The organism is Clostridium tepidiprofundi DSM 19306 (genome assembly GCF_001594005.1).
GTDB lineage: Bacteria > Bacillota > Clostridia > Clostridiales > Clostridiaceae > Clostridium_AC > Clostridium_AC tepidiprofundi.
The window spans coordinates 35,167-45,775 of record NZ_LTBA01000021.1 but is presented as its reverse complement, the minus strand read 5'-3'; the positions used below and the strand labels follow the sequence as shown (position 1 = coordinate 45,775).

Annotated in this window: 13 protein-coding genes and 2 pseudogenes; 4 read left to right on the top strand and 11 right to left on the bottom strand. The window is 27.6% G+C overall.

Going from position 1 to position 10,609, the window contains the following annotated elements:
* From CLTEP_RS09060 to CLTEP_RS09015, 10 genes and pseudogenes are all read right to left on the bottom strand, one after another.
* A pseudogene (locus CLTEP_RS09060) lies at positions 1 to 448 on the bottom strand (IS200/IS605 family accessory protein TnpB-related protein); the annotation flags it as partial.
* Positions 387 to 755 (bottom strand): annotated as a pseudogene (locus CLTEP_RS09055) (IS607 family transposase); the annotation flags it as partial. The pseudogenes CLTEP_RS09055 and CLTEP_RS09060, both read right to left, overlap by 62 nt.
* A gap of 71 nt (positions 756 to 826) precedes the next feature.
* Positions 827 to 1,561, bottom strand: a complete 735-nt coding sequence (locus CLTEP_RS09050; protein WP_066825733.1) for a lantibiotic immunity ABC transporter MutE/EpiE family permease subunit — start codon at positions 1,559 to 1,561, stop codon at positions 827 to 829.
* Between the two features lie 19 nt (positions 1,562 to 1,580).
* A complete protein-coding gene (locus tag CLTEP_RS09045) occupies positions 1,581 to 2,270 on the bottom strand; it encodes a lantibiotic protection ABC transporter ATP-binding protein (RefSeq protein ID WP_084364822.1) in 690 nt (229 codons plus the stop codon).
* Positions 2,271 to 2,443: 173 nt separating this feature from the next.
* A complete protein-coding gene (locus tag CLTEP_RS09040; RefSeq protein WP_066825726.1) occupies positions 2,444 to 3,865 on the bottom strand; it encodes a HAMP domain-containing sensor histidine kinase in 1,422 nt (473 codons plus the stop codon).
* Complete coding sequence (locus tag CLTEP_RS09035) at positions 3,862 to 4,560, bottom strand: response regulator transcription factor (RefSeq protein ID WP_066825724.1); 699 nt, start codon at positions 4,558 to 4,560, stop codon at positions 3,862 to 3,864. Before CLTEP_RS09035 ends, CLTEP_RS09040 begins: the two co-directional genes overlap by 4 nt.
* A gap of 208 nt (positions 4,561 to 4,768) precedes the next feature.
* Positions 4,769 to 4,957, bottom strand: a complete 189-nt coding sequence (locus CLTEP_RS09030) for a LysM peptidoglycan-binding domain-containing protein (RefSeq protein WP_066825720.1) — start codon at positions 4,955 to 4,957, stop codon at positions 4,769 to 4,771.
* 20 nt (positions 4,958 to 4,977) lie between these two features.
* Positions 4,978 to 5,211 carry a BhlA/UviB family holin-like peptide gene (locus CLTEP_RS09025; protein WP_066825716.1) on the bottom strand — a complete coding sequence of 78 codons (234 nt, stop codon included), beginning with the start codon at positions 5,209 to 5,211 and terminating at the stop codon, positions 4,978 to 4,980.
* Between the two features lie 58 nt (positions 5,212 to 5,269).
* Positions 5,270 to 5,509, bottom strand: coding sequence for a DUF2922 domain-containing protein (locus CLTEP_RS09020; RefSeq protein ID WP_066825713.1), 240 nt, complete (start codon positions 5,507 to 5,509; stop codon positions 5,270 to 5,272).
* A gap of 40 nt (positions 5,510 to 5,549) precedes the next feature.
* Complete coding sequence (locus CLTEP_RS09015; protein ID WP_066825711.1) at positions 5,550 to 5,780, bottom strand: DUF1659 domain-containing protein; 231 nt, start codon at positions 5,778 to 5,780, stop codon at positions 5,550 to 5,552.
* A gap of 280 nt (positions 5,781 to 6,060) precedes the next feature.
* Here CLTEP_RS09015 and CLTEP_RS09010 point away from each other — a divergent pair, with 280 nt between their 5' ends.
* The 4 genes from CLTEP_RS09010 to CLTEP_RS08995 all read left to right on the top strand — a co-directional run bounded on the left by CLTEP_RS09010 (position 6,061) and on the right by CLTEP_RS08995 (position 9,295).
* Positions 6,061 to 6,633 carry a hypothetical protein gene (locus CLTEP_RS09010; protein WP_066825709.1) on the top strand — a complete coding sequence of 191 codons (573 nt, stop codon included), beginning with the start codon at positions 6,061 to 6,063 and terminating at the stop codon, positions 6,631 to 6,633.
* Between the two features lie 131 nt (positions 6,634 to 6,764).
* A complete protein-coding gene (gene cbiM / locus CLTEP_RS09005) occupies positions 6,765 to 7,751 on the top strand; it encodes a cobalt transporter CbiM (protein ID WP_066825707.1) in 987 nt (328 codons plus the stop codon).
* Positions 7,752 to 7,767: 16 nt separating this feature from the next.
* Complete coding sequence (locus CLTEP_RS09000; protein WP_341372119.1) at positions 7,768 to 8,565, top strand: energy-coupling factor transporter transmembrane component T; 798 nt, start codon at positions 7,768 to 7,770, stop codon at positions 8,563 to 8,565.
* A 4-nt stretch (positions 8,566 to 8,569) separates the two neighbouring features.
* The gene (locus CLTEP_RS08995; RefSeq protein WP_066825704.1) at positions 8,570 to 9,295 is read left to right on the top strand and encodes an energy-coupling factor ABC transporter ATP-binding protein; all 726 of its coding nucleotides are present in this window, start codon (positions 8,570 to 8,572) and stop codon (positions 9,293 to 9,295) included.
* Positions 9,296 to 9,848: 553 nt separating this feature from the next.
* On the opposite strand, the gene CLTEP_RS08990 is transcribed toward CLTEP_RS08995, so the two are convergent.
* Complete coding sequence (locus tag CLTEP_RS08990) at positions 9,849 to 10,298, bottom strand: PBECR3 domain-containing polyvalent protein (protein WP_066825702.1); 450 nt, start codon at positions 10,296 to 10,298, stop codon at positions 9,849 to 9,851.
* Positions 10,299 to 10,609: the final 311 nt, after the last annotated feature.

Here is a 10,609-nt window from a genome sequence, read left to right as displayed (position 1 = left end):
ATCTTTTGATGAACATTTTTTTAGTACCAAATGTAACAGGGGGAATAGTTTTATTATCAATATGTTTTTGAAAATAGGCTAATCTTCTTTTTCTTTTATCGAGCTTACTTTTTAAAGCATTCCTTTTCTTTTGAGATAATTTATCATTTTTTAACTGTTTTTCAACAGCCTTAACTTTCTTTTTATAATTATCTCTATTTTCTTTGAGCAATTCTCTTTGAGAAACTATTGTCTGTCTTGCACTCTCAACGGCATCTTTAGCTTGACGTATATTTAAATTATATTTATGAGCTACTATTTTTTCTAATTCACCTTTTTTTATTTCACCTTCAAGAAGTCTTTTGAAAGAAAACCTTATTGCAGTGCAAAATACTAACATCATATTATCAATTATTGATTTCTGTTTGTCGTTTAGATTTATCAATATTGCTCTCATTGTTGTTTTCATTAATATTTTGCACCTGCCTTTCTTTCTCTAATTCATTGTTAGTTTTCTTTTTTTTTCTTTCACCTCTTGCTCCATACAATCTAGCACTGAAACAACTAACTATACTTATTAAATCATTAACCATTTCTTCATTTGGTCCTAACTTTTTGTTTTGTTCAACTGCTTCAATACTTACATTTAATGATTTTGCAAACTCTTTAAGATAATTATATCCAAATCTAGCTAACCTATCAGGATATTCAACTATTATAGTATCTACTTCATTTAATCTTCTAAACATTTTAATTAATTGTCTACGCTTATCATTTAAACCACTTGCAAAAAGTTTATATACATATCAAATAATTTTAGTTAATTTTGTCTAAGTTTGAGCATTTTTTAAACAACAGTTGTATCCTCCTTTTTAGCAAACCATAAACTTGTTAGTATGGATAATACGGCAAAACCTGTGATTCCAATAATAATTCCTATAGGTATTACTGAAGAATCTAATAGAAAATTACCTGGATTCAATTGAGTTCCATTAGGATGTAATTTTAAAATAGGACACATAAGTCTAATATTGAGGCTCCATGGACACAGATACCACCCCACTTTTGTTGCCATTAGTATTGCAACAACAATACCTGCACACGTTACTAATATTGATGAAAAAGCTCCTACAGCTTCTGATAAAAATAAGCATATTGGAATCAATATAAGTGTTGTAAGCCAAATTACAAAAGTTCCAAAAAACAATTTATCTAAAGGTATAAATGAAGTACTATAAATTAATTTAACCACTAAAAAGTATAGTATAAGCATTAATGAAGCTAAAAATGTGTAATAAGCTATAACCAAAATTTTACTAATCCACATTTTTCTTAAATCTATATATTTAGATTTTAATGTTCTATAATTTCCTGACTTTCTTTCTCTGCGTGTTGAAAGAGTACAAATTATACTTATAGTAAAAGGCATAAAACAAATGCTCCACCAATTCATTGAATTTAAAAAAACATATTTGCTAAAAGCAATAATTTGAATCAATATATACATTGGAGCAATGAAAAAAAGTTTTTTAGAAAAAGTTCTCTTATACTTTAGATTCTCAGATTGAAGCATATTGATCATTGTGAAAACCTCCTGTTTATTATTTGGTTACAATATCCATAAATAGTTTTTCTAAATCTTCATTTTTATCGATCTTATTTTGATATCTTAATTCCCCTTTATATATGATGCCTATATATTCGGCAACTTGCTGAACTTCTGATAATATATGACTTGAAAAAATAATTGTTATTCCTATATTTTTTAATGATTTAATCAATCTTCTTAACTCTTCTATTCCTAATGGATCCAACCCATTTGTTGGTTCATCTAGTATGAGTAGTTTAGGATTATTTAAAAGTGCTATTGCAATTCCAAGTCTTTGTTTCATTCCCAATGAAAATTGTCCTGCTTTTTTATTTCCTGTATCTTTTAAGTCCACAATGTATAAAACTTCATCGATTCTACTATCTGGAATATTTAAAAGTTTTGCATGAACTTTCAAATTTTCTACAGCTGTTAAGTTTCCATAAAAAGCAGGCGATTCTATAAGAGCACCTATATATTTAAGATCTTTTCTGCTCCATTCATGACCATCGATAATTATCTCTCCACTACTAGGGTATAAAAGGCCTGTGATCATCTTTAGCGTAGTAGATTTGCCAGCTCCATTTGGACCTAAAAACCCATATATACTAGCCTTTTCTATTTTTAGATTTATTGAATTTACAGCTATTTGACTCCTAAATTTTTTTGTTAAATTCCTTGTTTCTAAAAAATATTCTCTCATTTCTTTACTCCTCTCCATATCTAACATTCAAAGTATGTTATATTGTAGTTATCTTTGTATGATTATGTTAGCAAAGAAATATAAGGATTTTATAAGGAAAATAAAAAAACTGAAAAATCATAGAAGATTATTCAGCTCATTTACAAAATTCAACCAATTATCAATCAGTAAAATTAAGAATAATTAATATACTCCTTTAATTCTAGTATGTAAAATTCGACAGTAGCTCCACCAAAATTATTGTTATATGCTTTTATTTCTCCATTAAAATTTTTGATAATCTTTTTTGATATATAAAGACCTAAGCCAAAATGATTTTTATAGTTTTCATTTTGGTAAAAAGGTTCAAATAGTTTTGATGTATCTTTTTCTTTAAATCCAATCCCTGTATCAACGCATTTGAAATTAATTTTTTTGATATTTCCAATATAGTGTTCATCATATATCTCAAGAATTATTTTACCTTTGTGTGTGAACCTCAAGCTGTTAAAGAGTATATTGTCTAACACTCTAGTTAGCATGGTACTATCTAACATATATTTATCTTTATTTAAATTAATTTTAAATTCAATTGTTATATTTTCTCTTTCAGATAATTTCTTCATTTCTAATTCTTTATCTTTTAGAAACCTCTTTAAATCTATTTTTTCATTTCTCAACAAAAAACATTTCCCATCTACTTTATAAAGCAAAGACAAATTATCAGTCAAATTAATCATCTTATCACAATTTTTATTTATTATATTCATGTTATCATATATTTCATAGTTTGGAGAGTTCTTTAAATCATATATTATTTCAAGTTGACCTTTAATTACAGTTATTGGTGTTCGTATATCATGCGCAATAGATGAAACCATCATTTTTCGTTCTTCATCCAATTTAGATAATTCTTTAATATTATTTCTAAGCACTTTCACCATAGTGTTAAATGCTTCTTCAATTTTACAAAATTCTACTCCTCGTACTCCAGTAATATAAAAATCAAGGTTTCCATCGCAAATTTTTTGAGAACCCTCCAAAAGAATATCTATATTTTTGGATATAGATTTATATAGTTTTGAAGTAAATAAAAATAAATATATCACAAAATACAATACAGGAGACATTAAAATTATTAAATACATAATCATTTTTATTTTATTATGCTGAAAATTATTTTTCACAAAAGAAAAAGGAGCTTTAATAACATAAATAGCTTTTATGTTATTATCAGAAATTATACTTATGTATCTATAAATATAGTTATTATAGTATCTATCCCTGTTCATAGAAGTAATTACATTAAATTTAGGGTTTTTTACTTCTTTTTCACCATATAAGTGGTTACCGTTTATATCTATAACTTCACCATGAATTCTTGGGCTATATTTTTTTATATCTATTAGATTTCCTTCTAAAATACTGTCTCCTTTTTCATTAATTTCTTTTTCTATTTTATCAATATACTTTAAATAATAATCTGTTGGTTTATCATTAGTTAATATCATAATGATTACCATAAGTGAATACGTAATTATAGTTGAAATAATCGTATATATCACTATTTTTAATACTAAATTATAAAAGTCTCTTTTTATAGTTTTATTCTTCATATTTCATCTTTCACTTCCCACTTGTATCCTCGACCATAAACAGTAGTTATATAGGATTTTTCTTTATCTAAGCTCCTAATTTTCTTTCTAATATTTTTTATACTCTCCGTAACAGTTTCTAAGTAGCTTTCAGAATCTATTCCCCATACATTATCAAAAATCTTTTCTTTTGAAAGTACTATATTTTTATTTATAATTAAAAATTTTATAAGTTCAAATTCTTTCTTAGTTAGCTTAAGTTTTTCACCATTACAAATTATTTCATTAGCCAAAATATCAATCACTATATTCCCAGAGCTTAATATATAAATTTCCTTATTCTGCAACCTGTGTTCCCTTCTTAGATGACTTTCTATTCTTGCTTTTAATTCTCTAAAACTAAATGGCTTGGTTATGTAATCATCTCCTCCTATAGAAAGAGCCTCAATCTTATCTTCCTCTAAAAGTTTAGCACTCACAAAAATTATAGGACAAGATATTTTATCTCTAATAATTTTACAGAATTCTATCCCATCCATATCTGGCATCATTATATCTAATATAATCAAATCAAATTTTTGATTTATAATATTCAGTGCATCTCTACAGTTTTGAACAGTAGCAACATTGTAATTATAATTCTGCAAATAATCTTTTATTGTTGTACAAATATCTCTATTATCATCGATAACTAAAATTTTATTTTTGTTTTCCATAATAGTCCTCCTCGCTAAATCCACCATAAAGCCCTATTTTACAATTCAACTCCAATAATTCTAAAAACTCACTACCTATCTATTTATATCTATAATTATACAAACAAAGCACAAACCTGACCACCCCAAAACATCTACTAATAACTTTGTTTAGACTATAATTAATACTAAGCAAATGCCCTCTATTATTAGAGGGCATTTGCTTAGCTTAAATCACTCTCAATATTTGATTTAAATAAATGATATCGGAAGACAGATTGTTTAATCTTTTAAGTTCATCAACTGTTATTCCATATTTTTGAGATATACTCAAAAGCGTATCTCCTTCCTTAACTGTATAAATGTCTATGTCCAAATTCTTGTTTCTGTTTTCTACTATATCATTAATAGTATTCATTTCCTCCCCCATTCAGAATATTATTTCTCTCTCTTTAATATATGCACCTTAAGTTCCTCAATATTATCTTTTACATCTTCTAAAATATTAAATTTGTCTGTGAGTTGAAATATTATATTCTGATAATTTTTTTCCCTTTTCTCTTGCCTTAAATCCCTTTTTTCCTGAGCATTTAAAATATAAAATATCAGTGCAACACTCAAAGCTGCCCAAACTCCTTGTGTAGCTGCTAATTTTATTATTTCATTTCCCATATATTAACCCCCTTCACATTTAAACAAAAGCTGCAGCTAATCTGCTGCAGCTTTTGTACTAATTAAGAGCAACTGAAGTTGAATTTGTGCTTACAATTTTTGCACTCTTCTTTCCTGTCAAATCTCCATACTTTGTTAGGAAAATATTTTTTTCAATTATTGTATCCATTAATGAATTCACTTCTTCATCAGTAACTAATGGATTGCCATTTTCATCTGCCTTTATATCGTTTATAGTAAGAGAAAAATACTTTCCTTCTGTTGAAGTCAAAAATTTTAATAATAATTTATTACTCATACTATTCTACCCCCTTTTTATTAACAAAATTCAAATCACATTAAGCCTGTTGATTAGCCAATACAAAACTATCTTCCTTATGAACACTAACAATTGGATAAGCTTTAACATTTGCTATTGCATTCGCAACTGCAAAAACATTATCATCATTAGCATCTAATTTTATACTCCCTATAGTTTTAGTCGCTAATTTGTCATTGCCCTTTGAATCTACTCCTACCACCATTGTTACTTTCAATTCACTACCAACCTTTGTTGAATTCACTGCCATAAAAATCACTCCCCTTTTTTATAACTTTTATCTATATAATCGGTAATTACCGTTGCATTAAATATATATGACTTTGTATATTATTTTGCAAAAAAATTTTACCCCAGGGGTGAAAAATATAACAATTAAAACTATTTATGGTATAATTATATTGTTGCATTATGCTAGAAGTATTCTGACAATATTAATATAATAGTAACCCATAAGTAAAATATTATTAAGAATTAGTGAGTATATTAAAGAAAATTAGATATTATAAAAGGAGATGAAATTATTTTCTATGAAAAAAGTATTAATTTCAGCAATAATTCTGTCTATAATTGCATTAATGTTTTTGGGATATACTAACTCCAAAAATAAAAAACCAAAGTTAATAGCTAAAAATTTTTTGATAAACTATTATACAATTAATAATGATGAAATAGATAAGTACGTTAAAAACATCCACAAATATATTGGTAAAGAACTGAAAAATGGTATAAAAAAAGAAACTTTCGATAAACTTCATAAACACATTAAAAAATACGTATCAGATGATGTATATATGTATATTATAGGAGACAGATTACTATTAGAGCAGTGGAAAAATTGCTATGAAAACCAATATACAACAAGTGTAGATTCAATTAAACTTAAAAGAGATAATACCTTTTCTGATAAAAATACAGTCAAGTATTCATTTGAAATACAATTAACTATGCACCACAAAAAAAGCAATGATAATAAAACTGTAACACTAAATGATATAATATTTTTAACTAACATTAATAATGAATGGAAAATTTCAAAATTCAGATCTGCTTACCCCTGGGGTAAAAATCTCATAATGATACACAGTACTGTATCATTATGAGATTTTTATGTTTGACTATAATACATAGTTAGGCATTTCAAAGGGTTTATAGCATATAGGCTAATTGGCATAAGAGTTGCTCATATTGATTAATAGATAATAATAACATAAAAAGAAAGGAGAATTCAATTATGCATATTCCAGATAATTATTTAAGTCCATCTACATGTGCAGTTATGGCAGGTATAATGATACCTGTATGGAAAAAATCTATTAGTAAGGTAAAACACGAACTAGAAAAAAGCAAAATGCCTTTAATTGGTATAGGTGCTGCATTCTCATTTTTAATTATGATGTTCAATGTACCTCTCCCAGGTGGAACGACCGGTCATGCTGTAGGTGCATCATTAATAGCTATACTGTTAGGACCATATGCTGCAACTCTTTCAATAACTACTGCTCTTATAATACAAGCATTGTTTTTTGGAGATGGAGGTATACTAGCTATAGGTGCTAATAGTTTTAATATGGCATTCATAATGCCCTTCACAGCATATTTTATCTACAAAATAATTAAAGATAATTTGAAAAGCACTAAAGGTGAATATTTAGGTATATTAATAGGCTCATATACTTCTATATGTATTGCTTCCTTTTTTGCCGCAGTAGAATTTGGTATTCAACCATTATTATTTAAAGATGCTTCAGGAATGCCTTTGTATTGTCCTTATCCTCTTTCAGTATCTATTCCTGCAATGGTTATACCTCACATGCTTGTTGCTGGTATTGTTGAAACTATTGTTTCCATTGGAGTTTTTACTTTTATTAAAAAGACCTCTCCAGGAATAATATATAAAGGCAAAAAAATTAATTTTAAGCCTATTTATGGTTTAATATTAGGTGCAATATTATTATCTCCTCTTGGATTATTAGCCTCTGGAACTGCATGGGGAGAATGGGGTACTGAAGAAATCAAAAATCTAACTCTAAATGGTAATATTTTAGGATTTACACCTTTAGGAATGAAAAATGGTTTTAGCTTTAATGCTATCATGCCTGACTACTCAATATCTGGACTTCCTGATTTCATTGGATATATTATTTCCGCTATCGCTGGTGTTGCAATTATAACAATAATATTTAAAATAATAAATAGTAAGAAAAAAGTCCAAAACTAGAAGCAAGGAGAATACTATGATTCCTGAATGGCTTTTAAACAATGAAGAATACAACCCTAGTAATGATAAAAATGCATTTGTTGATAAAAGCATATCGACTTTATTGAAAATATTATCAAAAATAAGGTTAAGTAAAAAATCAATAAATAACAGATTCAATATAAATCCATCTATAAAAATATTATGTACATTTTTGCTGGTGTTATTTATGTCTCTTTCAAAAAGCTTTATGTATGTATTGATATTAAATGTATATATGCTATTTTTACTCAGTCTTCTTGACGGGCAAACAATAAAGCCTATTTTATTTGCAAGTTTTTTAGGAGGAGTTTTTACATCTGTTGCATTAATACCTTCTATTTTGCTAGGAAATACTTTAAATAGCATTATGCTTATATTAAAAGTTTTCGCAACAATTGGAATGGTAAATATTTTATCCTACACAATACCTTGGAATAAAATAACACAAGCTTTTAAAATATTTCATATTCCTGATATGTTCATTTTAATATTAGACATAACTATTAAGTATATAATTATTCTTGGAAATTTTTCATTAAATATGTTTTATGCTCTCAAACTTCGTTCAGTAGGGAGAAATCAAAATAAAAGCTCTTCTATGTCTGGAATCATAGGAAACATGTTTTTAATATCAAAAGATATGGCTGAGGAAATGTATTCTGCTATGGAATGCAGAGGATTTACTGGCGAATATTATATTAACTCAAATTTTAAAATAAATTTTTTCGATATATCATATTTGATCATTCATGCTATACTAATATTACTATTCTTTTATATAGCGAGGATGTGATAATATGATTGATATTACTAATGTTGAATATTCGTATAACAACAATATAGCCTTAACAAATATTAATTTACATATTGATAAAGGCGAATCTATTGCACTGTTAGGTCCTAATGGAAGTGGTAAATCAACCCTGTTAAAACTTATAAATGGTATTTTATTTCCAAACAAAGGTGAATATAAGTTTGAAGGCACTAATATAACAAAAAAGCAATTGAGCAATATTAAATTTTCAAAACTCTTTCATAAAAAAATAGGCTTTATTTTCCAAAACTCAGAAACTCAGCTTTTCTGTGCAAATGTATATGACGAAATCGCTTTTGGACCTAGGCAAATGGGAATGAATGAAACTCAAGTAGAAAAAAGAGTAAATGATTGCTTAGATCTACTAGAAATTAACGAACTTAAATATAGACAACCTTACAACTTAAGTGGTGGAGAAAAGAAAAAAGTTGCTATCGCTTGCGTTTTATCTCTAAATCCAGATGTTATTACTCTTGATGAACCCATGAACAGTTTGGATCCAAAAACAAAGAGATTTTTAAAGAATCTAATAATAAAATTAAATGAATCAGGTAAAACCATAATATGCTCTACTCATGATTTTGAGTATGTAGATGGTATTTTCAAAAGAGCAATTGTCTTTTCCAATGAACATACCATAGTAAGAGATGATGTTTATAAAAATGTTTTAAATGATGATAACTTTTTATATGAACATAATATCAAGTGAATATTCTACCAAATAGTAGAAAGCTGAAAGTGACCTCTCCCTCAACTTGCTCACGCTGAAGTGGGAACTTCTTAATTAAAAATCTTCACAATATTACAGCAGTTTAGTCACAGCTTATCCACAAATTGTGTATAACTTTGTGTGGATATATGGTGGAATAAAAATATTCTGTGGATAACTCAAAGTTATCCACAGAATATTTTGCACATTTACACACTAAATTTCTATCACAAACTTTCTTAATCACATAAATCAGCAAAAATGTTTTTGTAAATAAACTATTCTAACTAGTTTATTTATCTAGAAAAGTTTTCACTAAAAACCAAAAAACGCACCTCTCGAGGTACGTTTTCTCTCATATATTAATCGACCGAACTCTGGCAGGGCGGCGTATCCTGCATACCTGTTTACTGCCTAAAACTAGACAGCGTGTCGGGTGCCATTTCCGATCCTCACAGCTCAATCGAAACGTTTACATTATTAATCTTATCCACACACTATTTGTATTATACCACAAAGATATATATATTTCAATCAAATTTCAAAAAATTTCTTACATATACTCTTTATCCGTAACAGCTACTTCTTCCATTCCTCTGTCTGTACATTTAACAAATCTTCCACTATTAACTCTATTTTTTATTTTTCCTTCAGATATTGGATACAAAGAGGAAACATAAATATATTTATTGCTCAAATCAACATCAACTGCAACTAACAGATTTTCTCCCATCTTTTTCACAAATTCAATGCTTGTCCCAACTTTCTTAGGATGTTTCCCAATATAATCTGGAGAAGATATAATATTTTCAATAACAGAAAGTATATTATTTATTATGTCATGGTCTAATGCATCTTTTCCCCTCTCATGCCTTCTTTTAATGTGCTTAATTAATCCTGGGGCAGCATACACAACACCTGTAAAATCAAAATCAGCTTTCTTAGCTAATTCTTCTGTAACTATTCCAACTTTATGATATCTACTCAAATCAACTTTTTCCATGTTATGCCCCTCTGTTTTCTTATGTATTTACATACATTTTATCAAATATTCATTACCAATTCCAGTAAAATATTTTGTGCAGCAATAATGATATGTCATATATAATTTTAAAAGTTAAATTTTTAAAGCTCCAACTTAAGGCATTTTCAAAAAAATAACTAATCAGTATGCTAGTCTATTTTGCGAACTACTTCATCGTTGGAACCCGTTGATAGAACCTACTATCAGCGGAACCCAACTCTTTGTATTTCACAAAATATACGTCGCATCTTTGACTTGTTATTTTCTTTCAAATGCCTAAACAAGATGGA

Bases quoted from the DNA above. Each gene is read 5' to 3' on its own strand.
- CLTEP_RS09025 (WP_066825716.1), bottom strand. From the start codon at position 5,211: ATGGGAAATGAAATAATAAAATTAGCAGCTACACAAGGAGTTTGGGCA.
- CLTEP_RS09040 (WP_066825726.1), bottom strand. From the start codon at position 3,865: ATGAAGAATAAAACTATAAAAAGAGACTTTTATAATTTAGTATTAAAA.
- CLTEP_RS08990 (WP_066825702.1), bottom strand. From the start codon at position 10,298: ATGGAAAAAGTTGATTTGAGTAGATATCATAAAGTTGGAATAGTTACA.
- CLTEP_RS09035 (WP_066825724.1), bottom strand. From the start codon at position 4,560: ATGGAAAACAAAAATAAAATTTTAGTTATCGATGATAATAGAGATATT.
- CLTEP_RS09000 (WP_341372119.1), top strand. From the start codon at position 7,768: ATGATTCCTGAATGGCTTTTAAACAATGAAGAATACAACCCTAGTAAT.
- CLTEP_RS09045 (WP_084364822.1), bottom strand. From the start codon at position 2,270: ATGAGAGAATATTTTTTAGAAACAAGGAATTTAACAAAAAAATTTAGG.
- cbiM (WP_066825707.1), top strand. From the start codon at position 6,765: ATGCATATTCCAGATAATTATTTAAGTCCATCTACATGTGCAGTTATG.
- CLTEP_RS09050 (WP_066825733.1), bottom strand. From the start codon at position 1,561: ATGATCAATATGCTTCAATCTGAGAATCTAAAGTATAAGAGAACTTTT.
- CLTEP_RS09010 (WP_066825709.1), top strand. From the start codon at position 6,061: ATGAAAAAAGTATTAATTTCAGCAATAATTCTGTCTATAATTGCATTA.
- CLTEP_RS09030 (WP_066825720.1), bottom strand. From the start codon at position 4,957: ATGAATACTATTAATGATATAGTAGAAAACAGAAACAAGAATTTGGAC.
- CLTEP_RS09015 (WP_066825711.1), bottom strand. From the start codon at position 5,780: ATGGCAGTGAATTCAACAAAGGTTGGTAGTGAATTGAAAGTAACAATG.
- CLTEP_RS09020 (WP_066825713.1), bottom strand. From the start codon at position 5,509: ATGAGTAATAAATTATTATTAAAATTTTTGACTTCAACAGAAGGAAAG.
- CLTEP_RS08995 (WP_066825704.1), top strand. From the start codon at position 8,570: ATGATTGATATTACTAATGTTGAATATTCGTATAACAACAATATAGCC.